At 65.6% G+C, this 26,757-nt stretch carries 33 protein-coding genes; 3 read left to right on the top strand and 30 right to left on the bottom strand.

What is annotated here, in order from left to right; genetic code table 11:
• Positions 1 to 50: 50 nt before the first annotated feature.
• The 7 genes from V8F63_RS09835 to V8F63_RS09805 form a co-directional block, all read right to left on the bottom strand.
• A complete protein-coding gene (locus V8F63_RS09835; RefSeq protein ID WP_392353043.1) occupies positions 51 to 3,470 on the bottom strand; it encodes a hypothetical protein in 3,420 nt (1,139 codons plus the stop codon).
• Positions 3,470 to 3,883: a DUF6950 family protein gene (locus V8F63_RS09830; RefSeq protein ID WP_303703670.1), complete on the bottom strand. Its 414-nt coding sequence runs from the start codon at positions 3,881 to 3,883 to the stop codon at positions 3,470 to 3,472. The genes V8F63_RS09835 and V8F63_RS09830 overlap by 1 nt, the downstream gene beginning before the upstream one ends.
• Complete coding sequence (locus V8F63_RS09825; protein ID WP_392353042.1) at positions 3,880 to 4,542, bottom strand: hypothetical protein; 663 nt, start codon at positions 4,540 to 4,542, stop codon at positions 3,880 to 3,882. The genes V8F63_RS09830 and V8F63_RS09825 overlap by 4 nt, the downstream gene beginning before the upstream one ends.
• A 3-nt stretch (positions 4,543 to 4,545) precedes the next feature.
• Complete coding sequence (locus V8F63_RS09820; protein ID WP_392353040.1) at positions 4,546 to 5,136, bottom strand: hypothetical protein; 591 nt, start codon at positions 5,134 to 5,136, stop codon at positions 4,546 to 4,548.
• Positions 5,136 to 5,849: a hypothetical protein gene (locus tag V8F63_RS09815; RefSeq protein ID WP_392353039.1), complete on the bottom strand. Its 714-nt coding sequence runs from the start codon at positions 5,847 to 5,849 to the stop codon at positions 5,136 to 5,138. The genes V8F63_RS09820 and V8F63_RS09815 overlap by 1 nt, the downstream gene beginning before the upstream one ends.
• Entirely contained in the window at positions 5,759 to 8,122 is a 2,364-nt protein-coding gene (locus tag V8F63_RS09810; protein WP_392353038.1) for a hypothetical protein, read from the bottom strand. The genes V8F63_RS09815 and V8F63_RS09810 overlap by 91 nt, the downstream gene beginning before the upstream one ends.
• A gap of 74 nt (positions 8,123 to 8,196) precedes the next feature.
• Positions 8,197 to 8,481 carry a hypothetical protein gene (locus V8F63_RS09805; RefSeq protein ID WP_392353037.1) on the bottom strand — a complete coding sequence of 95 codons (285 nt, stop codon included), beginning with the start codon at positions 8,479 to 8,481 and terminating at the stop codon, positions 8,197 to 8,199.
• A 536-nt stretch (positions 8,482 to 9,017) separates the two neighbouring features.
• Here V8F63_RS09805 and V8F63_RS09800 point away from each other — a divergent pair.
• Positions 9,018 to 9,242, top strand: a complete 225-nt coding sequence (locus V8F63_RS09800) for a hypothetical protein (RefSeq protein ID WP_392353036.1) — start codon at positions 9,018 to 9,020, stop codon at positions 9,240 to 9,242.
• A 649-nt stretch (positions 9,243 to 9,891) separates the two neighbouring features.
• Here the strand turns inward: V8F63_RS09800 and V8F63_RS09795 are convergent.
• From V8F63_RS09795 to V8F63_RS09715, 17 genes are all read right to left on the bottom strand, one after another.
• The gene (locus V8F63_RS09795) at positions 9,892 to 10,296 is read right to left on the bottom strand and encodes a phage tail tube protein (protein ID WP_392353035.1); all 405 of its coding nucleotides are present in this window, start codon (positions 10,294 to 10,296) and stop codon (positions 9,892 to 9,894) included.
• Between the two features lie 107 nt (positions 10,297 to 10,403).
• Entirely contained in the window at positions 10,404 to 10,835 is a 432-nt protein-coding gene (locus V8F63_RS09790; RefSeq protein WP_392353034.1) for a hypothetical protein, read from the bottom strand.
• Positions 10,828 to 11,073: a hypothetical protein gene (locus V8F63_RS09785; RefSeq protein WP_392353033.1), complete on the bottom strand. Its 246-nt coding sequence runs from the start codon at positions 11,071 to 11,073 to the stop codon at positions 10,828 to 10,830. The genes V8F63_RS09790 and V8F63_RS09785 overlap by 8 nt, the downstream gene beginning before the upstream one ends.
• Positions 11,070 to 11,465 carry a hypothetical protein gene (locus V8F63_RS09780; RefSeq protein ID WP_392353032.1) on the bottom strand — a complete coding sequence of 132 codons (396 nt, stop codon included), beginning with the start codon at positions 11,463 to 11,465 and terminating at the stop codon, positions 11,070 to 11,072. Before V8F63_RS09780 ends, V8F63_RS09785 begins: the two co-directional genes overlap by 4 nt.
• On the bottom strand, positions 11,465 to 11,812 hold the full coding sequence (locus V8F63_RS09775; RefSeq protein ID WP_392353031.1) for a hypothetical protein: 348 nt from the start codon (positions 11,810 to 11,812) through the stop codon (positions 11,465 to 11,467). The genes V8F63_RS09780 and V8F63_RS09775 overlap by 1 nt, the downstream gene beginning before the upstream one ends.
• Positions 11,809 to 12,258, bottom strand: coding sequence for a hypothetical protein (locus V8F63_RS09770; RefSeq protein WP_392353030.1), 450 nt, complete (start codon positions 12,256 to 12,258; stop codon positions 11,809 to 11,811). The genes V8F63_RS09775 and V8F63_RS09770 overlap by 4 nt, the downstream gene beginning before the upstream one ends.
• Positions 12,258 to 12,773 (bottom strand): hypothetical protein, encoded by a 516-nt coding sequence (locus V8F63_RS09765; protein WP_392353029.1) that lies wholly within the window; start codon positions 12,771 to 12,773, stop codon positions 12,258 to 12,260. The genes V8F63_RS09770 and V8F63_RS09765 overlap by 1 nt, the downstream gene beginning before the upstream one ends.
• Positions 12,774 to 12,837: 64 nt before the next feature.
• Positions 12,838 to 13,851 carry a hypothetical protein gene (locus V8F63_RS09760; RefSeq protein ID WP_313632751.1) on the bottom strand — a complete coding sequence of 338 codons (1,014 nt, stop codon included), beginning with the start codon at positions 13,849 to 13,851 and terminating at the stop codon, positions 12,838 to 12,840.
• Between the two features lie 65 nt (positions 13,852 to 13,916).
• Complete coding sequence (locus V8F63_RS09755) at positions 13,917 to 14,087, bottom strand: hypothetical protein (protein ID WP_392353028.1); 171 nt, start codon at positions 14,085 to 14,087, stop codon at positions 13,917 to 13,919.
• 85 nt (positions 14,088 to 14,172) lie between these two features.
• Entirely contained in the window at positions 14,173 to 14,703 is a 531-nt protein-coding gene (locus V8F63_RS09750) for a hypothetical protein (RefSeq protein WP_392353027.1), read from the bottom strand.
• A 138-nt stretch (positions 14,704 to 14,841) separates the two neighbouring features.
• The gene (locus V8F63_RS09745; protein WP_392353026.1) at positions 14,842 to 15,075 is read right to left on the bottom strand and encodes a hypothetical protein; all 234 of its coding nucleotides are present in this window, start codon (positions 15,073 to 15,075) and stop codon (positions 14,842 to 14,844) included.
• Positions 15,076 to 15,082: 7 nt separating this feature from the next.
• Positions 15,083 to 16,078, bottom strand: a complete 996-nt coding sequence (locus V8F63_RS09740; RefSeq protein WP_392353025.1) for a minor capsid protein — start codon at positions 16,076 to 16,078, stop codon at positions 15,083 to 15,085.
• Positions 16,078 to 16,515, bottom strand: a complete 438-nt coding sequence (locus V8F63_RS09735; protein ID WP_392353024.1) for a hypothetical protein — start codon at positions 16,513 to 16,515, stop codon at positions 16,078 to 16,080. The genes V8F63_RS09740 and V8F63_RS09735 overlap by 1 nt, the downstream gene beginning before the upstream one ends.
• Complete coding sequence (locus tag V8F63_RS09730; protein ID WP_392353023.1) at positions 16,512 to 17,909, bottom strand: DUF4055 domain-containing protein; 1,398 nt, start codon at positions 17,907 to 17,909, stop codon at positions 16,512 to 16,514. Before V8F63_RS09730 ends, V8F63_RS09735 begins: the two co-directional genes overlap by 4 nt.
• Positions 17,909 to 18,058 carry a hypothetical protein gene (locus V8F63_RS09725; RefSeq protein ID WP_392353022.1) on the bottom strand — a complete coding sequence of 50 codons (150 nt, stop codon included), beginning with the start codon at positions 18,056 to 18,058 and terminating at the stop codon, positions 17,909 to 17,911. Before V8F63_RS09725 ends, V8F63_RS09730 begins: the two co-directional genes overlap by 1 nt.
• A gap of 121 nt (positions 18,059 to 18,179) precedes the next feature.
• On the bottom strand, positions 18,180 to 19,481 hold the full coding sequence (locus tag V8F63_RS09720; protein WP_392353021.1) for a hypothetical protein: 1,302 nt from the start codon (positions 19,479 to 19,481) through the stop codon (positions 18,180 to 18,182).
• On the bottom strand, positions 19,405 to 19,881 hold the full coding sequence (locus V8F63_RS09715; protein ID WP_313632761.1) for a hypothetical protein: 477 nt from the start codon (positions 19,879 to 19,881) through the stop codon (positions 19,405 to 19,407). Before V8F63_RS09715 ends, V8F63_RS09720 begins: the two co-directional genes overlap by 77 nt.
• A gap of 52 nt (positions 19,882 to 19,933) precedes the next feature.
• Between V8F63_RS09715 and V8F63_RS09710 the strand changes: the two genes are divergently transcribed.
• Positions 19,934 to 20,215, top strand: a complete 282-nt coding sequence (locus V8F63_RS09710) for a PQ-loop domain-containing transporter (RefSeq protein ID WP_392353020.1) — start codon at positions 19,934 to 19,936, stop codon at positions 20,213 to 20,215.
• Here the strand turns inward: V8F63_RS09710 and V8F63_RS09705 are convergent.
• Together V8F63_RS09705 and V8F63_RS09700 are read right to left on the bottom strand one after the other, a co-directional pair.
• Positions 20,187 to 20,363, bottom strand: coding sequence for a hypothetical protein (locus tag V8F63_RS09705; protein WP_392353019.1), 177 nt, complete (start codon positions 20,361 to 20,363; stop codon positions 20,187 to 20,189). The two genes, V8F63_RS09710 and V8F63_RS09705, sit on opposite strands and share 29 nt — an antisense overlap.
• A 35-nt stretch (positions 20,364 to 20,398) precedes the next feature.
• Positions 20,399 to 20,884, bottom strand: coding sequence for a hypothetical protein (locus V8F63_RS09700; RefSeq protein WP_392353018.1), 486 nt, complete (start codon positions 20,882 to 20,884; stop codon positions 20,399 to 20,401).
• A gap of 464 nt (positions 20,885 to 21,348) precedes the next feature.
• Between V8F63_RS09700 and V8F63_RS09695 the strand changes: the two genes are divergently transcribed.
• Positions 21,349 to 22,017, top strand: a complete 669-nt coding sequence (locus tag V8F63_RS09695; protein ID WP_392353017.1) for a hypothetical protein — start codon at positions 21,349 to 21,351, stop codon at positions 22,015 to 22,017.
• Position 22,018: 1 nt separating this feature from the next.
• Here the strand turns inward: V8F63_RS09695 and V8F63_RS09690 are convergent, their stop codons facing one another.
• The 4 genes from V8F63_RS09690 to V8F63_RS09675 form a co-directional block, all read right to left on the bottom strand.
• Positions 22,019 to 22,825 (bottom strand): hypothetical protein, encoded by an 807-nt coding sequence (locus V8F63_RS09690; RefSeq protein WP_392353016.1) that lies wholly within the window; start codon positions 22,823 to 22,825, stop codon positions 22,019 to 22,021.
• Entirely contained in the window at positions 22,822 to 24,234 is a 1,413-nt protein-coding gene (locus tag V8F63_RS09685; protein ID WP_392353015.1) for a DUF4942 domain-containing protein, read from the bottom strand. The genes V8F63_RS09690 and V8F63_RS09685 overlap by 4 nt, the downstream gene beginning before the upstream one ends.
• 743 nt (positions 24,235 to 24,977) lie before the next feature.
• Complete coding sequence (locus V8F63_RS09680; protein ID WP_392353014.1) at positions 24,978 to 26,399, bottom strand: DnaB-like helicase C-terminal domain-containing protein; 1,422 nt, start codon at positions 26,397 to 26,399, stop codon at positions 24,978 to 24,980.
• Positions 26,396 to 26,581, bottom strand: a complete 186-nt coding sequence (locus V8F63_RS09675; protein WP_392353013.1) for a hypothetical protein — start codon at positions 26,579 to 26,581, stop codon at positions 26,396 to 26,398. Before V8F63_RS09675 ends, V8F63_RS09680 begins: the two co-directional genes overlap by 4 nt.
• Between the last annotated feature and the right edge of the window lie 176 nt (positions 26,582 to 26,757).

The raw sequence follows: 26,757 nt of genomic DNA, 5'->3' as shown, positions 1-26,757 counted from the left end.
TGGCCTTAGAGGGGGCGCTCATAGGGGAACGACGGCGAAGATCGACCCCGTCATCTCCATCGGGCGGACGATTGAGCCCCCGTCACGCTCATGATCTGCAGGGAGAAGCCGACCGAGCCGGACGCCGGGCTCGGCATGTTCGGCAACTGGAAGCTGGCGTAATTGGCTTGCCAACTGCCATCCGGGAGCATGTCGCCGGACGACTCAATGAAGAGGTTCGATTGACCCATGACGGTCACGCCAGCGTAGACGTAGACGAGCACGCTCACGCCGGATGGGTTGTTGATCGAGCCGCCGCCGACGGTGAACTGCATGTCTCTCAACAGCGTCCCGGCCGGGAGGTTCTTGGGCGGGGCCGAGGCTGCGCTGCCGACGCCGCTCCATCCGATAACGCCGGAGCCTCCTCCGCCGCCGCCAGTCGGCACGTCCGAACCTCCGAAGCGTGGCCCGCCGACGGTGTTCATGCTGATGTAGACGTAGGCGTTGGCCTTGGTCTCACCACCAAGGGGAACCGAGTTCGAGCCAGTCCACCAGACGAGCTTCTGCGCGCCTCCAAAGGCCTTGCCGTACAGCGTTCGGGTGTTCTCGCCGGGGTCCAGGATGTACCAGACGCCTGCGATGTAGGAGGTCTGGACCCCGCTGCCGGTCGAATAGAGGTTGAAGGCGGTCGAGAGAATATCGACCGAGCCGCGCACGCCATCGTTCTCGCTGCTGATCCCGGTAATCAGGCCGCCAACCTCGGTGACGAGGCCGACCTTGGCCTTGACTTTGCCGTCTGCAGCCACCGCAGTGTTCAGCGCCAGAGCGGCCGTCGCAGAAACCCCGTTGAGGCTGGATTGGCTCGCAAACAGCAGGCTAGCTTCGGACTTGTAATCGTCGGTGTAGGACTTGGCGCTTTGCAGCGTCGAGGCGTCTCCGTTCGCCCTCTCGGCCTTAGTCGCATAGGTCAGGCTCGCCGATGTGCTGGCCGCATCCGTGTAGGATTTGGCCTCCTGCAAGGTCGTCGCCCGACCTGCATCCACCTCAGCCTTGGTGTAGACCGTAGAAATCGCCGTCGCGACCTTGCCGTCCGTGTAGCTTTGGCTGGAGTTCAGGGTGGACGCCAGACCGGACGCCATTGCGGCCTTCGTGGCGTAGGTGAGTGACGCCTCGGACTTGAAGTCGTCGGTGTAGGCCTTGGCCTGGAGCACGGCGATTGCGTCGCCGCTCGCCCGCTCGGCCTTGGTCGAGAAGGTCAGGTTGGCTTCTGACTTGAAGTCGTCGGTGTAGGAGCGGGCGTCCTGAAGCGTCGAGGCCATCCCGGCGTCGGTTTCGGCCTTGGTGTAGACCGTGTTCATCGCCTGGGCGATCTTGCCGTCCGTGAACGACTTGCTTTCGTTCAGAACGCCAGTGTCTGCCGCCAGCCGCTCGGCCGCCTCGGCCTCAAGAGACTGTTGCTCGTTGAGGATCGTCTCTAGCGTCAGTTCAGCCTGACGCCGGGCCGTTTCGGTGTCTTCCTGCGCCTCGCCGACCTTGCCGAGGACCTCTTGCACGACCTTCTCGGCCGCATCCGGCGCCAGCCCGCCCGCGATCAGGTCGCCGGCCACGATCCCGCATTTGATGTCAGGATCGCTCTTGGCGCCGTTCTTCGCGACGTACTGGAGCGAGACGCAATAGGTCTGGCCCGGCGTCAGCCCGGCGATCTCATACCGCCCATCAGCCCGCGGCGAGCCCTCATAGCCATCGGTCCAGGGACCCGAGGCGCTGGGGCCGTGCTTGATGATGACGGCCACGATGTCCGTCGTCTCGACCGGCGCCTCAATGACGAAAATCGGCTGCGACACGCCGCCGTCGCCCGGCGGCTTCGGCAGGACGGTCCAGTCTTCCGCAGCGGGCGGCGGGACGTACTTGGGATCGACAGCCGACAGGCTGGGCGACGGCGCAGGCTGGGCGGCCTGACCCAGCGCCCACGCGTGCTTGCCGTCGCTCTCCGAGCGCAGTTCGAGCGTCACGCTCGCCGCCTGATGGTTCGTCGTGGCGCGGCGGACGATGAACTTCTGACCGGCCAGCGCTAGCTCAGGCACGTCCACAGTGATGCAGGCGCCCGGATGGACGTGCATCAGGTGGACCTTGGACGGCAGGGTCGCCGTCAGACCCTCGCGCAGGTTGGCCAAGTCATAGGCCGCCAGTTGCCCGGCCTGCTTGGCGTTGCGGACGTGGGTGTACTCGATCTCCAGCGAGCGCGGCTCGCCCCGGTCCTCGTCGCGGTAGACGGAAGACGTGACCTCGCCGGCCGGGACGTACTGCCAGCCGTTCGCCTCCGACTTGTACCGCGGGATGATGGTGTTCTTGCGCTCGCGGCGCGGCGTCAGCGGCCGGATCTCGGCCTGCCCGATCAGGTCGTCGCGGGTGTAGGTGTAGGTCGCGACGCGCGGGGCGTTGACCAGGACGCTGATCTGCGCGCCCCGGCTGATCGGCTCGCCGCCGCCCGCCTGGAGCATGGCCAGTAGGGTCTGGAATTTGCCGTCGCCAGTCGACCACTCGCCCGAGATCGTCCAGCCGTTCGCATCGGCGATGTTGGCGCCTTCCACGAAGGCCGGGATGTCGATGGCGCTGTCCGGCGCCCCGACGCCCGCGATCCGCTTCGTGCGGTCGATGGAGCCGTCGAGGTTCAGCTTGTAGTGACCGCGCACCCACGCGAGGGCGTGGTCGTAGGGGTTCTCTGACCACCCCCAGGTGCGCCAGTCGTCACGGCGCTGGGGACCGCTGCCGCCGGGATAGGTGCTGTCGTAGCGAGGCTGCCAGACCTTCATCCAGCGGCCGATCCAACGCGGATCGGGCACGCCGTTGGTGAAGACATCCCGGTCCTCCGGGTTCTTCGCCAGCACCATCGTCCAGAAGGAGAAGGCAGTCTGCGGCGCGGCGTGCTGCGTACCCCAGCCGGTCAGGCCGGGATTGCCGTACTTCAGCCCTGTCGGTGGAAGCAGCGCCGGATCGCCGGGCAGGCCCAGCGTCGTCCGCTGCCACATGTCGGCGGCGTAGAAGCCGGTCGCCTCGTTCTGCGGGCCGCTGAAGCTGACGGTCGCCCCGTCCGCCTCGAAGCGCGGGACCTGATCGATCGGGCCGAGCGACAGCGCCACGCCCAGAGACATAGCGACGCGCTTATAGCCCCAGGTTGCCTGAAAGACCTTGTTGCCGCCTAGCGCCGTGTAGCCCATGGCGCCGCGGATCGGGGCCTTGGGGTCGGGCTTGAAGTCGAGCGATGTGCCGGACGACGGGGTGTTCGGGCGCATCAGGGCGGCCGACGCTGCCGCCAGGCCGCCGAAAACGACGGCCTTGGTCGCGAAGTTCGCCACGGCGAGCTGGGCGCTGAAGGACAGGCCCGGCAGTGCTGCGCCAGCGGCCGCCACCATAGCCGTGTTCACGACCGTGACTGCCGAGGTCCAGGCGGTAACGGCCCATGCAGCAGCAGCGCCAGCCAGTTGAGGCATTACACGACCCTCCAGGCGGCCACGTACTCAGAGATGACGACTTCGCCGCAGACGCCGTTCAGGAAGGCCAAGGCGTTTTCGCGATGCAGACGGATCGCCATGGCGTCGCCCATGCCGTCCTCGGATGGCCCGCAGAGCACATCGCCCGTCCGCGCTTCAGCCGGGGCAATGCGCGGGAAATGCTTGTCCATGATCTCGGCGAGCGAAGAGACGCCCATGGCTTTCAGCGCTCGGCGGGCGCCCACCGGCGTGGAATACGATCCCGCTTTCAGCAGCGAGGCCTTGAAGCCCAACTGCTTCAGGTGGAAGGCCACCATGCGGGCGCAGTCCGTCTTTCCCAGGACCAAAAGCTGTCCATGGAACCGGCCGAAGGTGGCTTCAGTCGCAGCCACGCGCACTTCCAGTTCTGTCATTTGACAGCCTGATCGAAACCAGAGCCCGGCCCGCCGCCGATAGAGCCGTTGCCGCCGCCGTATGACCCGCCCGAACCGGACGAAGGGCCGTTGTAACCCCAGAACAGCTTCTTGCTCGCGTTGGTGACGTGCTGGAACGCGCGGGCGTTGGAGCCGTAGAGGTGGGTCCAGAAGGCGTCGTTCCAGCGGTGGCCCTCGTTATCGTCGAATAGCCGCTCCCAGATCGACGACACCTCAAACCAGATGACCGTCGTCTCTTCGCTCGCGTCGATATCCGCCGTGTCCAGTTCCCCCGCGAAGACCAATTCCGGCTCTCCGATCAGGTGGCCGGTGATCTGGTCGATCGCACCGAACCACAGGGAAACGGGCGAGCCCTGAGCGGTCGGGTGCACGAGCTTCGCCATCGCCGCTTCAGATTCCGGCAGCAGCACCATGCGCATCTTCGGAGCCTCGACGCCGATCTGCTCGCTGGTGTCCTCCACGGCGCTGAGCGTGCCGTAGATCGGGTCCTTGCTGTTGAAGGTGTGGCCGTTGAAGACGACCTGCCCCACCCCATCGATGATCCGGATGGTGTGGTCCGGGAGTTCGATCTGGAGCAGCAGGCACACCAAAGGAGCCGCGCTTTTCAGCGCAGCTTCCAGAGCCGCATTCATGGCCATGGGTTACTCTCGTTCGGTGATGGTGAAGCTCAGGCCCACGGTGCGGGCCACATCGACGGTCCAGGTGGTTTCCCGGCCGCTGAGAAAGCCCTCGACCTTAGGCTGAGCGAACTCGGCCACGGTGTTGTCGGCAGGCGAACGGCGAAGCATCGGGTTGATTTTCAGACCGGCCATCGCGCCCGATGGGGCCGTCTTGTCCTCGGCGACCTGGTGGACGTAGCGGCGCCCGCCCATGATCAGGCTGAACCACTGGCCGGCCTTGGCGGTATAGGGCGAGAAGCCGTCCAGGTTCAGCAGCGAGCCGAGTTGGCCGGCGCCATTGACCAACGGATTGCCGGGATTGCCCGTCGCGAAGCCGGGCTGCGGTAGGTTCAGCAGCACCGTGTCGGCCTCAGCGCTCGACAGGGCCGCGACCCAAGCCATCGCGTCCACGTACATCATCGGCGGAAGCTCGACCTCGAAGGCCCACTTGGAGCCGAGACGACGAACCCGGCTGACGCTGCCGCCGAAAGTCGGCTCCTGATCAAGGCGCTTGGACAGCATGCGGGGCGTAATGCCCCTGGGCGCAGGGCTGAGAGGGAGAACAATGGCCATCAGGCGAGCCTCTGACGTGAGCGGCGCTGCTGGGACTCGACCTGATGCTGAACGACCTTCACAGCGCCCATGGCGGCTTGGGCGGCAACAGGCGCGGCGGCGTCGGAAGCCAAGGCGATGAAGCTGTCCCGCTCCGGCCTGACGATGACCTCGTGCTGGACGCGCTGGGTCGCCGCGGCACCCGAGAAGCCGGGGATGCTAAGCGACGGCAGCGACATGCCGACGAGGCCGCCGAGGGAGTAACCCTTCAGGTTCTTGTGCATGGCGTCGAGACGAGCGGCGCCGATGCGCTGCACCGCCTCTTGGCTGAAGACGTACTCGCCCTTGTGGACCAGGCCAGCGGGCTCATGTTTGCCGCCCTCGCCGGTGTAACCGCCCTCCGAGAAGCCGAAGAGAGAGCGCCCCCAGCCTAGGGCTTTCTTCAGCCAGCCGCCGCCGTCAGAGCCGCCCGAGGCAGCCGGAGCAGCGCCGCCGCCTCCGCCGAACAGGGCAGCAGCGAGAGGCTCGACAATTGACTGCCTGACCGAGATCGACAGGAGGTCGGCCAGGATTTGCTTCGCCACCGCGCCGAAAACGTCGCCAAGCGAGCGGGTGTTCATGATGGCGTCGACGAGGCCGTCGTTCAGAGCGTCCAGGCCGCGCGTCGCGACACGCTCATAGGCCTCCTGCACCTCTGCGGCGGTGCGCAGGTTCGCGTCCCGCCACGCCTCCATCGGCCCCATGTTCTGGCGGTTAACGGCGGCCGTTTGAGCGGTCTGGTAGTTCCCCAGCGCATCTCGGCGCGCCTGCTTGTCAGCGTCGGACAAACCCGGCGTGCGAGCGAGGTCGCGCTCCAGGTCTTCCTTGCCCGCTGCTGGGCCATAGCCAGCAGTCGTAGCTCGATCTCCCGGCGCTCCTTGGCCGTGCGAGCGGCGCCAGACTGGAGAGACAGCAGGTCGGCCGTGAGGTCGGAGAGCATGCGCTCCTGCGCCAGTCGCTCGTCGGCCAGATCGCGGGCCAGAATGTCAGCAGCGACCCGATCTTCCAGCGTCGCCGTCTGGTCGTTGATCAGCTTGAGCTGTTCGTATTCCTTCGCCGTGATGTCCTTGCGGGCGAGGCGGCTCTCAAGCTGCTTCTGCTCCGCCTCCCGTTCCAGCTTCACCTGGGCCTGCTCGATGTCGAAGCGTTCCTGAACCGTCAGGGCCTCGCGGTCGAAGATGCCTAGAGCGCGCTGGCGGGCGCGGAAGATCTCCTGTTCCACACGCTCGGCGCGGCGGGCTTCGCGCTCGGTCTCGCGCTGGCCGGTGTTGCTGGAGCGTCCGGGCGGCAGTTGAAGGGAAGTGCCGCCCGGTCGGTCCTGGCGCTGCGGCGCCTGGTTCGTGGCCGCGCGGCTCGCCATCTCAGCATCGATTGCCGCGATCCGGCGCTGCGCAGCGTCGAACTGCTCGCCGGCATCGGTGTAGGACGCCTTGCCCCTTCGTTCGAACAGGCCCCAGCTATCGTTCGACGCCGATGGAAGGCGGGGGACGCTGCCGCCGAATGGGCGCGCCCCAGCAGCGACAGCCGCTCGGCCCGAGACATTCGAATAGTTCTCGCCCTCGATGCGTCGGGCGACCACAACTTGGCCGCTAAGAGGACGCGTACCGAACTGTCCCGCGATTGCATCGCGCTCGGCTACCAGCTTGGCCCTCTCGGACTGTAGGCCGCGCCCGGTGCGCTCATCCAGCCGCCGCCACTGATCGAGCGCAGCGTTCAGGTCCTGGGCCAGCTTTGCCACCAGTTCGATGGCTTTGATTATCGCGGGCGCCAGGTCGATGAATGCGGTCTTGAGCTGAACATCGATGACCCGGCTCAGGGTTTCGAACTGCTGCTGCGCCTCGGCCCCTCGCTTGACGACGTCAGCATCCATCACCGCGCCAAGCAGCCGCGCTTCGTCCCGCAGGCTCGCAATCTCATCCGCTCCACTTCGCACAGCCACAACGAGCGGTTCGAGACCGAGGCGATCAGCGATAGCAGCGCGATCGCTCTCCGATTTCAGGTTGCTGATGCGGTCGATCACCGCGTCGAGGGCCTCCTCAGTCGACTTGAACGACTTGAGCTGCTCGGGGCTAAAGCCGAGCGCCCCAAAATCCTTGACCGCCTGCTTGTTCAGTTGGGAGCCAGCAAGGGCCAGCTTCTCCGCGAACGAGCTTAAGGCTTGGTCGGCCGCCTTGGCGTCTTCGCCCGATTTGACGGCGACGTAGCGCCACTCCTGCAGAGCGTCAGTTGAGACGCCAATGCGGGTCGCCGTGTCTGCGATCTCCCCGGCCGCCTGCATAGCCGCACGACCCATGTCCCACATGGTCTTTGTGACCATCACCGCGCCGCCGATCAGCGCTCCGATGGCTGCACCGGTTAGCAGCGCGCTCTTGTCGATCTTCCCGAGGCCCTCGGCCGTGCTTTCGGCAGAGGGCTTAACGCCATCGAGCGCGTCTTTCAGCTTTCCAGCATCCCCGGCGGCCTCCTTGAGGCCCGGCGTAATCGGCACTGCCGTCGTGGGTGCGGATTGAGAAGGTCGACCGCCCGCCCCGTCCATTTTTGGCACCCAGGACTGCGCGCCATTGATCGGGTTGGTCACCAACCGATGAGTCGCCTCAGTTGGGACCGAAGGTGTTGGCAGCTTTACCTTCTGAACCTCTCGCGCCTTCTGGGCGACGCTCTCGAGGTCGGCTTTGGCTTTCCGGGTGCCGCGACCGATCGACTCCGCGATCTCAGCGCCCGCCTTCTTCATGGAGTCGCGGATAGCGGTGCCCGCTTCGATGCCGGCCTGCTTGGGCTCCTTAAGCGCCTCGGCAGCCTTCTTCGAACCCTTGGCCGTACCGGTACCGACGATGCCTTCAAGCTCCGCCTCGGTGCGCTTGGCGGCCTCGGCTACCTCACGGCGCGCCGCCTCCATGTCGCCTTGGATTTTGGACCGGGTCGCCCGCAGCTCGAACTCGGCCGAGCCGACGACATTGCCTTCAGCCATGGAGCCTCCAAAGAAAAGGCCCGCCGGAGCGAGCCTTGTTCGAATTGTTCAGGGGGACGGAGAGGAAAACGGGGTCAAGTTTTGGACTCGCGCTTAATAAGATCCGTCACCGACTTTCGCTGCAGAGCGAACGCTCCGGCCACCAAGAAGCAAACAACGCCGGCGATGAAGGCACCTTTCTGAACAAGGTTGGCCACCCTAAGCGCAGACGCATCTGCGGCATCGCCGATATAAATATCTTTAAATACGTCTAAAGACAAACCCAGAGCAAGACTTCCAAGACTAGAGAACAGCGTTACGAAGATCGCCGCTTGGCCAAGTTGCCTAAGCTCCATTTCTGTTACCGCATAGCAGCGCATTTCCCGCTCCGAATAAACCGGCCGCACAGAGCCCCGCCAACGCCGGCGTCGCCACGTTCAAAAGCATCAGCCATCGGAAGCCTCCGCGTTCACGGAGAGAACATCAATGCCGAGGATGCGAGCGACGTATTGCTCCAGGGAACCGCACTTCTGACAATATACGCCGACGGTTGGCAAACGAGTGTGCGCGCCTAGCGGCGAGAGCGTGTCCGAGCGATTTCCGAGTAGTGACGGATGGATGTAGTATTTTTCGTGCCCACAACTGGCGCACGGCTTTCTTCGACCGCCCCAGAGCTCGTGGAGCTTAAGGGCTATCGTCTGAAATTCTGCATCAGTAAGTGCGCCGTCGATGTTTGGCATGGCTATCCCCTCAGTTGAGGAAGCCTTGCCGAAACGACGTTACGGAGTCGAGTCCGGTACTTCTACGACCTCAGCCACCTTAGACATTGCCACCTCCCGCGCCATGGTCATCTCCTAGAGGCCGTTGCCGGTGCGGCCGTTAGCCTTGTAGGCTGCAGGCGCCGGCGGAGGGAATCATGATCGGGATGCTTCAGATCATCATCATCATGGGGTGCATCTACCTCGTGATGAAAGCCATTGCGATCACGCAGGTTGGCCTTGCGGTCCCGCCCGAGAACCGCCGCAAGGCGAACTTTTACACCCTCGCGGCGGCGGTGATCGGACTGGCGGGCGCAGCCTTCTGCTTCTGGCTGATGCTCCAGCAATCGGCTGCTGTTGAGCCGCCATATTGGGGCGGTTAACCCCCTCGACCTGCAGGCCCCAGTCTTCGGCCATCCGGTGGAACTTGGCGAGCGCTTCTGCCTCGGCAAGCTTAGGATCAGCAGGGTCGAGCATCTGCTGAATGTAGCCCTGAGGCCCAGACAGTCGCTCTTCCCGCGCGAACCGCTCGGCGAACCAGCCTGTCAGTAGAAAAGCCTCAAGTTTGGCGCGCTGGGCCGCCTTAATGCGCGTGACCGCTTGATAAGGCGTCGAGCGCCAGAACTCCGCTTCGTCTAGCCCTGCCTGGATCGTGGCGACCTGAACGGCTTCCACCACGTCCGGCGGCTCTTCCGAGGGTTTTCGGGGCCGTCCTCGGCAGGCCTCCTTGTGGGGCCAAATCGGGCGAGGAGCCACGCCTCCTCCAGAGCCTTGAATGCGACCTCGAAGCCCACGACCGGCTGTTCCTCCGACAAGACGTCGGATGGCTGGATTTCTCCGCCGGAGACCAGAACCAGCATGTCTGCCATAGCTGCCTGACAGCCCGGCTCCCCTTCACCATCTTGGCGAAAGAGTCGACAATCCACGCTCGGCCCATGGCGTCGATGCGCGCCCAGGTGAAGCGGAGCGGAACCGCCCGCCCATCCGGCAAGGGCAGGCGGACGATCCCGAGGCGTTCATCGGTCGGCTGCATCAGGCGCCCTGATTATCGCGAACCGGCGCGGCCATCGGCTCCAGCGTGCCCGAATAGGTGACCTTACCGTCGACGGGAGCGGACAGGGTCAGGTTCGGAACGGCGTTGAAGCTGATCTGCTTTGCCTGGGCGCCCGAACCGAACGTGATGCGATACGGCTCCGGCGTGTTGGACGCCATCGCGGCGAACATCGCTTCCTGTTGAACGTCGCCCTGCTCGTAGTGCATCGAGAAGGTGTACGGCGACGGCTCGCGCGGGCCAGAGATGTACTCGCGCGTGCCGGCCGGCGTGTCGAAGTCAGTGGCGTCGATCTTGTTGGGCGTGAACCCGCCGCCGTCGACGCCGAAGACGCCGCGGACAGTGTCATACGTCGGGGTCTCGCCAGTGCCCCGCAGCAGCTTCATGAAACCTTGGGCCAAAACAGCCATGGCGCTCTCCTATGTTGCAGGCATGGAAAAGGCCGCGCACAGCCTGCCCTGGGCGCGTTGGGGATGACCGGCTGGGCCGGGGTTCAGGTGTTGACGAGATCCAGTCGGATCGTGACGCGGCGGCCGGTGTAGGCCTCGTCCGTCGTCGGGGATTGGACCGGGCCGGTGACGCGGGCCACGTCGCACTTGCCGCCGGTGACGACGAGGTCGCCGGGGCGGTTATGGAAGAGGTCGCGGACCTGGCGCATCAGGGCGTCCAGTTGGGCCGCTGATCCGGTCCAGCGCTGATAGCCGCGCACGTCCTGCACGATCAGGCGGCCGGTCTCGCTGAAGGTTTCCATTGCCACGTCAGAGGTCGGCACGGCGATGATGAGGAACGGCTTGGAGGGCTTCGGCTCCTGGCCGAGGAAGTCGTCGGGCGCTGCCTCGTTGAAGATGGCCGGTGCGTTGTTCCAGGTGGCCAGCGACGGGGCGACGGCGGCGAGGCGGGCGAAGATCGTGGCGGTGCTATTCATCGTTCAGCACGATCTTGAAACGACCTTCGACGCGCTGGATGGCGGCCTGACGGGTTTCGGGGTCGACGTAGAATTTGCCCAAGCTGTTGCGCTTGAAACTGACAAGCCAGCCCTCGGTGGCACTACATTCGCGGACATCCAGAACTTCCTGGCCGGTGTCGAGGTCGAATACCTTGATCTTGCGCCACGGGAAGGGCGACGGAGCGACGCCTGCGAGCGCGTAGGCCAGTTCGGTCATTCCTTGGCTCCCTCGATGAAAGCCTGCCGCAGGTCGTCGGCATGGTCTGTCGCCAGCAGGCCAAGGAACGGACGCGGCGCCATGCGCTCGGTGCCGACTTCCAGGGCGTGGGCATAATCGACGTTCGCCACCACTCGGCCGACGATGTCGTCGCCATCCCGGCGGGCCTGCGTATCGGCTTGGGTCGCGTTGCGCAGGCGGCCGGTATCGACGGCCGGCGGCTCGCCCGGAGCGGAAGCCTGATGCTTCCCGTAGATGCGGCCGGAGCCGGGGCGCGACAGGTTGGCCTTGGTGATCGCCTCGCCGGCCAGAGCCGCGCGCTGGATGCCTTTCACCGCCTTCTCTTCGGCTATGCGCTCCAGTGCGGCGAGGTTGATCGTGACGGTGGCCATCAGCGCCCCTGAACCTCCCAGGTCGCCTTGGCTGGGTCGCGGGTCAGGGCGACGATCTGCCAGTCCCGCCCTTCTGCGTTGATGGTGTGCCCGACGGCCGGAGCCACGCTCAGACTGGCCGCCAGGATGATGATCTTTCGGTCGTGGGCCGGAATGCCCGCCGTCGCCCGCCGCATATCGCTGTAGTCATCGACCAGCGCCTTGCAGGGGTGTGAGGTCGGGGTTCCCGGTATCCAGCCGCCCTGCCCGTCCGAGGTCGGCTCGCCCGGCACCTTCAGCACGCCGTCGCGGAACACGTCGTCCAGCGCTTCGGCGATCACGTCGGGAAGGTCGTCGAGGATGCTCATGACTTGGCCAGCCGCACGTTCACGCCGGAGCCGATCGGATAGGCGCCCGCATAGCGCAGAAGACCCGCCACGAGCGCCAGCCGCGCCGCGCTACGACTTTCCGCAGATGACGTTTCATATTCCACGGCGACAGACCCAGCCTCCACCGACTTGCGGGCCGCCTGGGCCGCCTTGTCGCCGCCGATCAGGGGCGAGGTCAGAGACAGCCGGGCGGCCTCGACGACGGCCTCGCTGATCTGCTCCTCGACCGCAATGTTGGCCTTAGCCGGGGGCCGGTAGGAGGCCCGCACGTAGGTCGATGCGTCGAGAATGGCGCCGCTCTTCTGCTCAGGCGTCAGGGCGGCCCAATCGGACCAGCCCCGAGCCTGGGCGTAGGCGTCAGCCTGATCGACCGTAGCGAGCGGACCCGAAGGCCATCTCACCACGCCATTCTCGACGATCAGCATCAGGCGTCGCCGTTCTTAGGCTTCGACGGGCCTTCGCCGGCCGTCTTGGAAACAGCCTTGGGAGCGCTGCCGCCGACCTTGCCGTCGCCGTCAGGATCGAACTTCGACACCTGCTCGCGCAGCTGGCGGATCTCTTCGTCCTTGGAGGCGACGGAGCGGCGCAGGTCAGCGTTCTCGTCGTTGGCCTTCTGCAGGTCGCTGTTCGCTACCTTCGACGGCTCCCCGGCTTCGGCATCGGACTGGAAGATTTCGGTGGCCTCGCGCTTGGCCTCCTTCTTCTCCAGAGCCGAACGCTTCTGCGCGGCGGTCTCTTCCTCGGCGGTGTCCGGCTCATGCGGGCCAGTGGGGGCGCCGACGATGGCGAGGGCTTCTTCGCGCGCGAGACCATCCTTCAGGATCGGACCCTCGGGACCGCGCTTCACCGCCCAGGTGCCGTTGCCGTTGTTGTGCGCAGTGAGCGCGATCTGACCGTCCAGCGGAGCGCTGATCGGGACGTTCTTGTCGGTGTCGGCCATCGGCCGTCTCCTTCCATGAAAAAGGCCGCGCGAGGCGGCCGTCAGGTTCAGGTTGCGAAGTCGATCAGCCGTTGGTCTGGATGAACGCCAGCGGGATGTTCTTGCGGTCGAACACGCGGTTCCAGTTCGACGCCGTGGCCAGAGCCGAATAGCTCGGGGTGGCGTTGCTGCTGATCTGCGTGCCGGCGACAGCGAAGCCAGTCGGGTGGATGACTTCGTGGCGACGGTTCCACAGCGTTTCCACGCCTTCACCGTTACCCTCGGCCTCTTCACGCGAGACGGCGTTCGGGGTCTTCGGCGTGCCCAGGCCCGACCGGAAGGCCGCGTCCCCGAACAGGATTGAGGTGTAGGTCTTCCGGTTCGTGCCCTGAACCACAGGCATGTCGTCGTCGATGATGACGCGCTTGCCTTGGAAGGACTCGTACAGGAGGCGGCCGGTTTCCGGGTCGTAGTTCTCGACCAGGGCGCCGATCTTCTGCATGCGGGCGTGGATGACGGAGTGAACCGCGATGGCGCGCAGCGAGCCCTTGGCGTCGCCCATCGTCTGGGCAGCGTCGATCAACACGTCCGAGCCGAACAGTTCACCGTCGACCGCGTCTCCGCTGGCGTCGGTGGCGACGTTTTTCACCATGTCGCCGCCGTCGTTGGCGATGTTGTCGGCAAGGATGCCCTGGCAGATCTTGAGCAGGGTCGTCTGGTTCACGCCCGCCCAATAGTCCGCGATCTGGCTCGAAATGGCGTCCAGCGGGTCGCGGGCGATGAAGGCCGCCGTCAGGTCGGCCGAAGACCACCCTTGGTTTCGCATCAGCTTCCGGGCGATCTCGTTCCCGGTGCCGATCTTCTTCGGCACGGCGACGTCGGCCGGGTTGTCCGAAGACGCGTTCGGCTCATCGTTCGCCAGGCGCTTGAAGTGCGGCATGTTCACCAGGAAGCCCTGGCCCGCCATGAAGGCGGCGATGGCCGGGTCCACGACCATGACGCCAGCGGCCACGAAGGCGTTGCGGCGCGTCGATCGCTCGACGGTGTAGGTGTTGAAGTTCTCGCCGAAGACGAGATCGGAAAGCCGAGTGACGGCCATGTCGTTTCCTTTCGGTGGGATCAGACGCGGCCGTCAGAGGCGCGCGCTTCAGGGAGCGCCGAGGGTTAAGCCGCCTCGGCTTCGGCCATCAGGCGCTTCGCCAGGTCCGGTTTGTCCCGGGCGATGCGGTCCTGTTCGGTGAGGGAGAAGGACGGGCCTTGCTTCCAGGGGTTGGGGCCGGAGTGGGCGCCCTTGCCGCCGCCGGGGGCGCCGCCGCCGCTGTTGCCGGCCAGCACGAAGGGCTTGCCCTCGTCGCCCTCAGCCCAGAGCTTGATGGCTTCGGCCAGCGGGAGGCCGCCCTTGTAGGCAACGGGCTCGCCGTCATCGTCCTTGAGGCTCGACGCCTTCGCGCAGAAGGGCGGCGGCGGCGCGCTTCAGTTCGGGCTTCACGCGGGCTTCGTCCAAGGCGGCGGACAGGCCGTTGTCGATGACCAGCTTCTCGACCTGGCGCTCGGCTTTCTCAGCGCGGTCGGTGGCGGCTTTCAGCTCGCGGCCGTGCTTGGTCTCCAGTTGGGTGCGGACGGCTTCGACGTCGCCGCTGGCCTTGGCCTTGTCCGCCTCGGCCTGTTCCTTCTCGGCCTCGATGGCGTCCAGACGCTCTTTCATCTCCCTCAGGGCGTCGCGGTCCGCCTTCGCGTCCTTCTTCAGGCGCTCATGGGCCGAGGCCAGCGCTGCATGGGCGGCGGGATCGATGGGTTTCGGCTCGCCTTCCTCGTCCGCGCCGGGGTCAGCAGGTGGGTGATCGTCAGGCCCGCGCAGATAGCGGCCCATGGCGCGCTCGCGCGGCGTCATGCGGCCAATGACAGGCAGCACGGAGCCGCCGCCCAGAAGGCGGTTCTTGGTGGTGTTCATGGTGGGTAGTTCCTCCCGCTCAGCGGACAGAGGGGGCGCTGCTCAGCTCACGCCCTGGTGGATGCCCCGGCTCTGCTCGGGACATGAAAAAGGCCCCCGAAATGGGAGCCTGATGCCGTTCTGCATGGTGCCACGAACCTACGTGACGATGACATGCTCGCCGCGCGCCAGACAGGTCGCACAGACGATCTGCTTCTGACCGCCGGTCGGCTTTCCGCTCTTCCAGACCATGCCGAGCTTCACCTCGATCATCGCGAGGCCAGTGCAGCGAGGGCAGCGGACAATCGGCGTGACAGGAACCGACGACTTCATGCGCTTCAGCGGACCCTCCGGCTCCGGCGTCCCGTCGATGACCTTAAAGGGCGTGCTCACCCCCAAACTATAGGCCCTCGAACGCCGCGGCGTCACGCTTCTTCAGTTCCTCCAGCGTGAGCACCCTGCCCTTGCTGTCGACGAACCGGTCCAGCGTCAGCTTCCTCGAGCGGAACAGCTGAGCCTTACGGACGCCCAGCACCTCGTTCTGACCCTCAACGGGCTGGCGCATCAACCATTCCGAATAGGATGGCGCCTCAATGGTTGGCAGGCCCTTGATGACCGGCGCCGTCGTCGATCGGCAGTTCACGTGCCGAGGCGGCCAGGGAAAGCTCTCGAGCGGGTGGACCGAGTTGTGCAGCGCGCCGCAGGTGATGGTCGTCCGCGCATCTAGCGTGGCGATGAAGCGGACCTGATCAACGCCGAGCGCCGAGTAGGTCTCCTTCGATGCGACGGCGGCGGTGTGCGTCAGCGCCGTGCGGACCATGGCTTCGGCTCCGCGCCGGCTGATCTCAAGCACCCCGTCCTTGTATTGGAGCGCCCTCGTCCCTCTGATCTCGCGGACCAACGCCGTGACTGACCTGCCTTCGACAAACCCCTGCCTCAGCGTCTCCCTGACGCGCTTGGCGGCGCCCGCTTCTGCTTCGTCCAGCCATCCCCGGAGATAGCGGCCTTGGAAGGGTCTGGCGTTCACGGCCGCCACGACCTGGGCCGTTGTCGGTGCGTTCGTGACCGTGGCAAGGCCGACCGACCGCTGCCCAAAGTGGACCATTCGCTCCGTGAACAGCCGCTCGGCGTCCGCCAAGGCCGCCACATCCTCATTGAGCCGACCGCGCAGCACGGTCCATCCGTCAGACTGGAGCGCTCTGACCTCTTCCAGCAGCCGCTCCAACTGAACCGGATCGCGGCCTTCGTTGTCGGCCCGAAGGATGCGCTCGACCAGCCGTGCGTCGGTGCGGTTCAGCAGCGCGAGGACCTTGCGGACAGTCGCCGTCGAATAGCGGGACAGGGCGATCCGGTGCTTTACAGCCTCGTCGATAAGGCGCTCGGCTGGGGAGGCCATCAGGCGGCTTCCCGCTTAGCGCCCCGAGCCAGCATTTCGTCGGGTGCCGCGGTGTCCAGCCATGCCTGATAGAGCCCCTGGAAGATGGCCTGCATGGAGTAGGCCTCGAACTCGATAGACGGGTCCTTCTCGCCCATGACCTTGCGCACCTCCTGCCAGATGTGCGTCGCCTCGTGGCAAAGCAGGCCGGCGACCTCGACGCGGGTCCGGCCTTCAGCGTGCTGGGCCTTGCCGAGCGTCACGATGATGCAGACCTTGCCGTCCTTCTGAGTGAAGGTCGTGGCGCAGCCGTCGTTGGCTGGATACGGCTCCTTGCAGCCCATCTTCCGCATCTCGCGGCTCCAGGCCTTCCGTGAAGGGCAGAAGCCGAAATAGACCGGCTGCCAGCCCCGATCACACCAGATGACAGCAGCATCGCGGGCCAGGGCCTTCGTCATGCCGCGTCGTCCTTCACGGTGCCGAGCCCTTCGCCTTCGGCGTCCAGTTCTTCGCGGTGATCCTCGAAGCTCTTAGCCGGGTCCACGATCTCGGCCCTCTGCAGGTTCTCGAACAGGTCTTCCAGCGTGATGGCGCCCGACTGCCAGGCGGCAAGGAGAGCGGTCAGTTCCTGCGCCGATAGGCCGGCCGGGTTCAGATCGGTGTTGAGCCAGTACTGGATGCCCTCGCTCGACACACCAGCCCAATCCGCCATGAAGGTCAGCGCCTTCGTCAGGCAGTCCGACAGCGCATTGGCGATGCCGGAAACGACGGACGTTTCCCCTGCCCGCTCGATCCGCGCCGTCTCAGCCGCGATGGCCGCTCGTCCGGTTTCCAGCAGCATCCGGGCGCCCATGAGGGCCGCGTCTTTCCGCTTTGCCTCCAGCGCCAGGCGCAGCTCCGACAAGCCCGAGCCGGTGAACTCCATGAACTTGGCGTCGCCCTCGGCGGATACTGCAATCCCCTCGGAGGAGCCCAGGCGGACCGTCTCGCCCTCTCCGATGTTCAGGCCCTTGAATACGGGGGTCGGGTTGGCCGTCCACAGCAGCGCCCATTCCAGCGCTGCCGAGTTGTTCAGGTGCGCGACGCTGATGTCGGCAATGTCGTCCAGCGGCGGGCGGGCCGGATTGGGTTCGCCGTCCCGCGGGTTCGAGAAGAAGGCCGGTATGACGTTCAGGCGGGCGTTCTGGCGCTTGGGCTCGACGGTATCGCCGAACTGCACCCACTGGCTGTCCAACTGGCGGAAGATGCGCTGGCGGTAGAAGCCGGCGTCATCCAGATCCAGCACGCGGACCTGGGCGACCTGCTTCAGCTTGAACTCGTCCGCCGCGTCCTTCTCCTCGACGATCTCCGCGACACGGATGTGCGAGAGCTTCAGCGCCGCTCCGACCTTCTGCACGCGGGCCGCAAGGATCGCCGTGGCGTCGTAGAGCTTCAGTGTCGGCCTAACACCCTCGGCCTCGGCGTCAGCTTTGGTCGCCCCTGCCGGAGCGTCAGGATAGTCGACCAGCACCATCACAGCGCCGGTCGACAGGATGCCGTCAAAGCCCTGCTCGGCGAAGCGGTCGATGTCCTGGCCGGAGCCGGTCACGTCGCCGAGATAGGTGTCCAACGCAGTCAGGTTCGAGCGCGTCGGGGTCTTGCCGAAGACCAGCCCGCTGAAAGCCTCAGCCGTCCGCGCCGTCACCGGCAGATAGTAGGCCCCTTCGCGGAACCGCTGCGCCGTGGCCTCGTCGTGCCCCGGCAACGCTCGGATATAGCCCAGCGCATCCTCACGGCCGCTCAGCAGGTCGTGGACCTTCTTCCGGGCGTCTGCATGGACCGCCCAAGCCGGATCGCGTGCGTTCACCGCCATCAGAAGCTGACCTTCACCTTGCGGGCGGGACGAGAGCCGAGCGCCAGCTCGTTAAAGGCGTCGGCTGCGGCGTCGACCTGGTCGTCGTGAGCCGCTGACGGGAAGGTGCAGAGTTCATCGAGGAACGGCTCAATCCAGGCGTCGCGCATGGGGTCCCCGTCGTGAGGATGAAGACGTTTCCGGCCTCGGCCTGGGTGGCCAGGGCTGTGGCTCGGGTGAGCTTGGAGCCCGTGGGCTGTTCGTACCGGACGGTGTAGCCGGGCAGCTTCTTCACCAGCGTCTGGACGTAGCCCTTGCCGGCCGCGCCGGGATCTTGGGGAGGCGGACCGTGACCTCTGTCGTGTCGGCCGCCGCCGTCAGCTTCAGCTGGGCCTCAAACTGCGCCGGGCTCCACTGCCCGACCTTGGCGTCGGTGAAGTAGTAGGTGGCCTCTTCGCCATATCCGACCTGCGTACAGCGGACGCCGGCGCTGGGGTCGCCTCCGCCTTCAGTGGCACCCACGTCCCAGGCGCGGACGGTGCGCTTGGGCCCGGCCGGCATGACCGAGACCGGCTTGAACCACTCCCGCCGGAAAATGCCGCCCTCCCGAGGAGACGGGCGCTGCTGATACTGACCGGCCCAGGCGTAGGAACCCTTCGCCTTCTTAAGCTTGGCGACCTCGGCGGCGGGGAAGCGCTCGGGGAAGAGAAGCTCGCCCTCGTCTGTCCGCGGGTCCTCGAAGAACAGTTCGCCATCGACGTAGGTCCGACAGGCGCCGCCCGTCACCTTCCCGTCTTCGCCGATCCGCTCGGCCTCGAACTCCATCGGCAGGTTCAGGTGGACGAAGCCGATATCCAGTTCCAGGGCCACAGCCGCCACGTCCTTGGCGTGGAGCCGCTGCATGATGATGACGATGGCCGACGTGGTGACGTCGTTCAGACGGTCGGAGATGCCTTCGCGGAAGATGCGCACCGCATTGGCCCGCTCGGTGTCCGACTCGGCGGTCTCGGTCGAATGAGGGTCGTCGACCTTTACCCGGTCGCCCCGGCCGCCGGTCATCGAACTGAACGGCCGCGCCTCGCTGAACCCGTTCTCAGTGTTCTCGAACTTGCCCTTGGCGTTCTGGTCGGCCCGAAGCTGGATCGGCCAGAGCGCCTGATACTTGTCGCTCTCGACCAAGCGCCGGAGCTTGAGGTTATCCCGCAGGACGTTGGCCTGGCTGTAGGAGGTAGCCAGCGTCTGCAGGTCCGGCCGCGCCTTCGGGCCCCACTCCCATGCGGTCCAGAAGACCAGCAGCAGGGACTTCATCATGCCCGGCGGCACGGTCATCAACAGGAACTGGATGCGCCCTGCCGTCACCGCCTCCAGATGCTTGCACATCGCCCGGAGCGCCCAGCCCGACTTGAACGGACGCTTGGGCTCCAGGATCGACCAATGCTCCTCTATGAAGCCATGCAGGCTGTCGCAGCGGGCGCGGATCTCGCCCTGATGTTCGATCAGGCGCTTCCGGTCGGCCTCAGCCTTCCGACGCGCCCTCTCCGCCCTGATCTCCTCCAGCGTTGGCAGATCGACGAATGAAGCGCTCGATGACATCCAGCTCCTCGTCGCTCGCGCTTGTCAGGTCGAAGCTGTGTGATTGGCGGATCGGGGCGTCGGTCTTGTCGCCGCCGACGTGGGCCAGCTTGTCGCCGTAGACGTGGCGGTTCCATTTCCCGATCAGGCGAAGCCGCGTGTCGATGCGGATGCGCTTGTCGGCCGGGTCGCCCTTGCCGTCAGCGATCTCCAGGCACTCATCGGCCATGTAGTGGGTGCCGTCGACCTTGGCGCGCGTGGAAAGCGCCGAAAACTCGGGGTTCTCGGCCTCCCACTTCCTCACGGTCGAGTAGGCGGGCATCTCGTCGTCGGCGCAGATGCGCGCCAGCGGCTCGCCCATGGAGAGGCGGCGGCAGATTTCTTCAGCCACGCTCTCATTGAAGAGGGAGGGACGGGCCATCGGCGCTATCCTTGCCTTGGGAACAGCTACTTAGGCGCCACGTTGCGACGACATGAGCGATCTTGTTGCGAACATCGTAGGGTCAGCCGCTGCCGTGTGCTCGATCACCAGCTTCGCCCCACAGGGCCTTAAAATCTGGAAAGAGCGAGACGCTTCGGCCGTGAGCCTGAAGACCTACTCGCTGACCGTGACCTGCTTCGTGCTTTGGGTGATTTATGGCGTCATGACCAGCGCCTGGCCCGTCACTGTGGCCAACGCCTGCGCCTTGGTGATGGCGTCGGGTGTGCTTTTGATGAAGTGGCGCTTCAGGAATGGGGATCCAGAAGCGACTTAGATCGGGCTTTCACCTTCTCGCTGCCCTTGACTCGCTCCGCGACGCCCGACGCTTCCAGGCGGTCTGCGGCCTTGGCATCCTTGGCGTTGAAGGTGGCTCCGGCGGCGGCCGAGCCGTCAGCCAAGGAGAAGCCGACGAGGGTTTTCATGGGGACCATGGATTTCTCCGTCGCAAGAAATGCCGCTAATCCGAGAGCAAGGGCTCCAGGATGTCCGCGGTCGGGTCGGTTGGGCCGAACAGTTCATCTATGCGGCGTTCGATGCGGTACCGGTCGAAGAAGGCTGACCTCGATCGCTCAGGCGCTCTTAGCGTGGCCGTCGTGTAGAAATACAGATGCGCTCGGCCACCGGACTTCTGCTGAGCCAGCTCCATGAACTCGTCGTGCGTGAAGAGCCAAATCGAGTCGGATGACAGGTCTCCGAGGGCTACCAACTGCGCCGGACTGTCGAACCGGAGCCACCAGTCCAGCGCGAGTGCCCCCTTCCCGCCCCCAGGCTTTGGTCGGAGGTTGGTCTTAACCTGTATGGTCAGGGCCTGATGGAGCCTCGGCGAGTACGCCACGAGGTCGATACCGTCGTCGGTCGTCATCGCTGCGGAGTCGATGCCGGCCTTCAGCAAACGGTACTGGACGAGGAGGGCGCCCGCCGCGCCGATCTGTGCTGCCTTCATCCCGATAGCCTAGCGAAATCCAGCGCGGGCAATCTAGGGCAGACGGCAGGCCCGGCCGGGAACTCCCAACCCTAGGCCTGCCGCCCTCTCGCCCTTAGGGGAGGCGGATACGAAAAAGGCCCGCCGTTTCCGGTGGGCCTCGGTGATCACTTGGACTGCTTAGATCCGGCAGCGGCCTTATCGACCAGGTTCTTCACGCTCGGATTTGCAGCGTTTGTCTTGGGCGTGACCTTCTTCGGTTTGCCTTTGGATTCTTTCATGGCGCTTGGCCCTTCATGTGCCGGGGCACCCTATCAGGTGGATCCCTGGCAAATGAGGCGGCAATGTCCCGGCCACGAAAAAGGCCCCGGACACAGGGTCTGGGGCCTCTCGGCGCATTGCTGCACCATGGGTTGTGTCTGCGATTACCGTTCCGCTGTCAACCGTGGTAGCTCGTCCTTAGATGAACGATGAACTCTCAAAGTATGCCGAAGCGCTTCTTCGGGCTGATGAGCATGTCGCCGAAATCGCTAGGCGGCCCCACGGAGATCTCAGTTTCGGTAATCGGGACATGGTCCAAGGGGCCTTACAAAGCGCTTGTCATCCGCGGCGGACTGCTGTGGCGGAGCGAGGAAATTGGCCGGCTGGCCATCGCGGCCTACAGATCCAACGACCGGGCCGCAGCAGTATTGCTAACGAGAGCGTCGATGGAGAACGCTGGACTGCATTGGCGACTATCCGCCTTACTCGGTGAACGCGCGAACCTCACACGTAATCAGTTAGACGATACGCTGACGAGCATGCTGATGGGGTGGAAGGGAGACGAGGAGTTTCCTCAAGCGCTTAACGTCCTCGGCCTCATAGACCGCATTGATCGAGAGGTGCCGGGCATTCGCCACGCCTATAACTCGCTAAGCGAGATTGCCCATCCCAACTATGGCGGCGTCCATGGCCTATACGCCCGGATTGACCATGATCGGTTCGTCACCTCGTTCGGGAGAGACCTCCGCGGGAAGGAGGCGACCCATGCGGGAGCGTCCGCGCTCGCGGCCTCTCTCGGGCTCCAGCTGGTCGCTGACAAGCGAGTAACTGATCTGCTGCCCGTGTGGATTTCGGAGCTCCCCAGCCTCGATCAACCTCGAGAGCCTGACTAGTTCACTCAAGCCCATAAGCGATGGCCGCGCAGTCCAGCGAGACGCACAACGCTTCGGTCGTCCGCGCGATCACTGATCCGCTGGTCGATAAAGTGCGCAGGTTCGCCCCTTTCCCGGCCACCTCACGCAGCGCCCAGACAGCCCGCCCGACGCGCTCCACGTCCGAGGGGCCCAGTGCTCCACGGAAGGTGCGATCTTCCTCCTGGATCATCGCCTCAAGGTCGCGCACGAACTCCTCCCGCTCCCGGCGCTTCTGCGCGAAGCCTTCGCCGCCGCGGACGATGTTGCGCAGGGCCGGGTCGAGCGTCGGAGGGGTCAGGCCCTTCTCCGGGTCCAGCATCTCGTAGTCCGCCCGATAGCGCAGCCCGGCGGCGTGCTGGGTGCGCGTGATCGATCCGGCCGTCAGCAGGGTCTCCAGCCCGTCACGTGACGCTCGCGGCGCTCCCCTCGCCTTCTCATGATCCGAGACGCCGATGTCCAAACCGCGCAGGGCTTCAAGACTCCGCAGCTCCTCCAGGTTCGCCTTGGCGTCCCGCTCGAGGATGCGGGCGTCGATCTCGGCGTCCAGGGCGCGGAACATGCGCTGGCCGTCCCGCTGCTGGTCCAGGTCAGGGGACGCGACCTTGGCCTCGGCCGCCATGAACCGCAGAGCCTGGCTGTCGGTCAGTCGGACGCCCCGGATCGACACCGGCGCCGTGTTGTCGTTCGCCGCCTCGATGTTGTCGTTTGCCCCGATGGCCCTCGGCATGGAGGGCTTGGCGTAGCGCTTCCGTTGCTGGCGCTTCTTGGCGCGGTCGGCCTTGCTCATGCTGCGATCTCCGAGCGGGGGTTGTCGTTGGCGGCGTGGGGTGGCGTTTGCAGGGTCACGATCACGGTGTTCACGTTGGTTCCGCTCTCCGCGAAGGAGCCGAACGGGAGGTCGCGCATCTCACCGCCAAACCGTTCAACGGTGGCCCGAAAGTCAGAGGTTTTCCGATCGGCCCTATATTCGACCCCGGCCGCCATGATGGAAACGAGACGCCCACCGGGCTTCAGGAAGCGCATGGCGTGGGTGACGTGATCCACGTCCCGCCCGCGATCAAAGGGCGGGTTCATCAGGATGCGGTCGAACGTCCCCAGGGTTGCAGGGTCAGTTTGGAGGAAGTCGCGCTGGATCACCCGGGCATAACCGAGCGCGCGCAGATGGCCTGCATTGTCTGGCTGGATCTCAACGCAGGTCACATTGCCTCCAGCCGCGCGGGCCAAGTTTGCAAGCGCGCCCTTGCCGGCGCTCGGCTCCAGAACTGACATGCCGGGCTTCAGCCGTAGAGCCTCCAGCGCCCGCGCACCGGCGGCCATTGGCGTCTCGAAGAAGCCGAAGTTGCGGGCAGGAGTCTGCGCGACCTCGTGCTTACGATCGGCTACGTCTGGCGCTGCGCCGATAGCGGCGCCGTAGAAGTCGGCGAGGACCAGGTTGACCTTCTCGACTAGGTCGTCTCGCTTGAACCAGCAATGTACATTGCCGTTCTTGAACACGCGTATCTTGAAATACTCGCCATCGGCCTCGAAAGCCTGAGCGCCCCAGCCGCGCGGGCGAGCCGCGTCGATGGTTCCGATGATCCCGGCTGACCGCTCGGGCTGCTTCTTGCCATCGAGGACCGTGAAGACGCGCTCCACGTCGCGGAGGTCTTCGTCCTTCTTGGAGTAGTGGTTCCAGTGACCGTCGGAAAAGGCGTTGTTGAAGACGATCCGCGACCCGATCTTGAACCCGTCGTGCGAGCGGAAGCGACGGTCGAGGCGGCTGAAAGCCTGGGCCAGCCCCCGCTGGAAGATGATCTGCGCATCCCCCGCCAGCCTCTCGAAGGTCGCCAAGATGTTGTCGGACGTGGCCTCGGGCGGGTTCTCGGCTAGCTGAAGACGAAAAGCTTCCCGTTCCTGCTTGTCCATCAGCTGCTCGATACCGGTCGACATGATGAGGTGGTCCCACATCGCGCGGTCGATCTGTCGACGGCACTCCTCGAGAAACTCTTCTCGGTCCCCGCTCTTCGCGAAGCTGCGGTCGCCGTGATACCGCCCGGTGGAGAGGGAAGTCGCCAGAGCCCAGCCCTTCATGGTGGCGCGCCCATGCGCTCCGGCCGCTTCTTGCAGTGTGTCGAAGGCCTGGGCGTAGAGCTCCAGAGCGTGGTCCCGATGGGCTTCCATGTCGACGACAGTTGATCGAGCTATCAAAGCGCTCACGCCGCATCTCCTCGGGCAAACAGGTCAGTGGGATCGTTGGCGGCCGGCGGGGCGTGCCCGAACTCGGCCAGCAGGGCGGACGGCACGCGGCAGGCGGGATGGCCCGGCCTGGGCCCGGCGTCATCGGACGGCCAGTGGCCGTTGAGGCGGTACTCCCGCAGCCAGCGGCGCCAGCGGTCCGCCTCGGACGGGGTGGCCCGGCTCTGCGCGGCAGCCAGAGCCGTCTTCGGGGCGCGCTCGATCTCAGTCCGGCACCAGTTCCGCCATGCCGCAGGCCACTCGGCGTAGCGGTGATCCTTGGCGATGCACTGATCGCGGAACCTTGCGGCGAAGCGCTGGACGTCGAAGTTCGCTCCGACCTCACGGGCCTTGGCCTGTTGCTCGGCGATCAGCTCGGCAGTCGGGAAACCATCCGGCAGCGAAACCTTGGGCTTCCGACGAGCCCCGGCCTTGGGGGGTAAGGGGGATTATACTCGCGGGAGGGTGTGGGTGGTTGGGGGGTCTGGGGGAAGGAGGGAGAGGGAGGGAGGCGTCAGCTTCTGACGCGTCATTCCTGACGTCAGAACTGACGTTTTCTGACGCTTTCTGACGCTTCCGCTCTTCGTATCGTGCTTGGCGCTCGGCAGCCTTGGTCCGTTGGCGCGGGGTCTCGGCGGCTTCTGCCTGGGCTTCGGCCACGCGGAGGATTTGCTCGGCAGTCAGGCCGATGGCGACGAGCTCACGCAGGGCAGATAGGCTCAGGCTCATGCCGCGCTCCTGTCAGTGATGAGGTCGATCTCAGCCCGGTACTGCTGGGGCTCAGAGCCCTCGGAGCCGTGGCGGTTCTTGGCGATGATGACGTCCATCACCGTGCGCTTCAGGGCGACCTCGGCCTCCCAGAGCAGGTGCTCTTCGGTGCCCGCCTTCGGCTCGGCCTTCTGGAGGTAGTAGACCTCGCGGAAGGGGAAGAGGACGGCGTCGGCATCCTGCTCGATCGAGCCCGACTCCCGCAGGTCCGACAGCATCGGGCGCTTGTCGTCGCGCTGCTCGACCGAGCGGTTCAGCTGCGACAGCAGGATGATCGCGATCTTGGCTTCGCGGGCGAGCGTCTTCAGCGCCCCGGTCATCTCCGCGATGGCGGAGGCCTCGTTGCGCCCTGCCAGGGCTGGACGGCGCATCAGCTGGAGGTAGTCGATCCCGATGGCGGCCAAGTCTCCGCGGCGCTTCATGGCCCAGACAGCGCGAGACACGTCCTCGACGGACACCCCTGCCCTATCCCGCAGCCAGAGGTTCTTCGGGATCTCGCCCTTCACTGCATGGAGGGTCTGCAGGTCGAACGAGGTCAGCGGCGCCACCTTGGCGATGTCGGAGAAGCTGACGGGCTGCTCATGCGTGGCCGTCAGACGTGACAGGGCCCGGTCATTCAGCTGGTCGGTGTCCATCTCCAGCGAGAAGCCGGCGAAGAGCTTGGTCGGGTTCCGCAGGGCGGCGCCGTAGAGGACGTTGCCCAGAAGGGCCGTCTTGCCCATGCCAGGGCGCCCGGCCATGACGAGCACCGATCCCGGCATCAGGCCGCCGAGGCGCTTGTCGATCGACGACAGCCCTGTCTGCACGCCCTTCGGCTTGCCGGTGGCGACCTCCAGCTCCAGCCGATCCATCCGCGCCTGCGCGGCCTCATGGGCGTTCACGAACAGCGCATCTTCGGGCGCAGCGCCACGCTCGGCCGCTTCAAGCTCAGAGCGCGCCAAGGCCACGGCCTGATAGCCGGACAGTTCGGGATTGCGGGCCTGATGCATGGCGTCGGCCGCCATCTTGATCAGGCGACGGCGGACGGCGGTGTCAGCTACCAGGGCGGCGTAGTCCCGCGAGCGGTTGGACGGCGGGGACCTGTCGACGAGGTCGAACAGGTAGCTGAAGCCGCCGAACTCCTCGAAGGCCGGATCAGCAGTAAAGGCAGCCTGCAGCGTCGTCGGCTCGGCCAGCTTTCCGGCCGTCACAAGCCCGTCGATGGCAGCGTAGAGCCGCTGATGGAACGGCTCGCTGAAGTCCTCCGCCGTGACGACGTCATGCACCTGCCGGTGGACGTCGTTGTCGAACATCAGCTGGCCCAGCAGGGCTTGCTCAGCCTCCAGATTCAGCGGGAGGGCGTTGGCCGCATCTTCGGCGTCGCGGGGATCGTCCATCATGCCGAGCGCTCCGTGTCGAAGAGCGGGCCGGATCGGATGGCCTCGGCGCGACCGACAGCAGCGTCTGCCCAGCGGTTCAGTTGCTCAGCCACGGCCGGATAGCGCTTGGCGCGCGACTTGGCCTCACGGCGCAGCATCCGAGCGTAGTTCAGTTCGAGGTCGAGGAGGTCGCGGCGGTTCATGCGCCCCCTCCATCGATATGGTTTAGGGCGTCATCGACGTCCTTGAATTGCCCGGAGGCAAGAAGCTCGATCAGCTCGGGGTGACGCTGCCCATGCTGCGATAGACGCGGTCGTGCGGGACGCGCTCGTCGACGTAGACGACCTCGACGCCTTCCGTGGCGCCGGTCCGCTGCATG

It is taken from the genome of Brevundimonas sp. LF-1 (genome assembly GCF_037055305.1).
Taxonomy (GTDB): domain Bacteria; phylum Pseudomonadota; class Alphaproteobacteria; order Caulobacterales; family Caulobacteraceae; genus Brevundimonas; species Brevundimonas sanguinis.
This window is presented reverse-complemented; position numbering and strand designations above follow the sequence as displayed.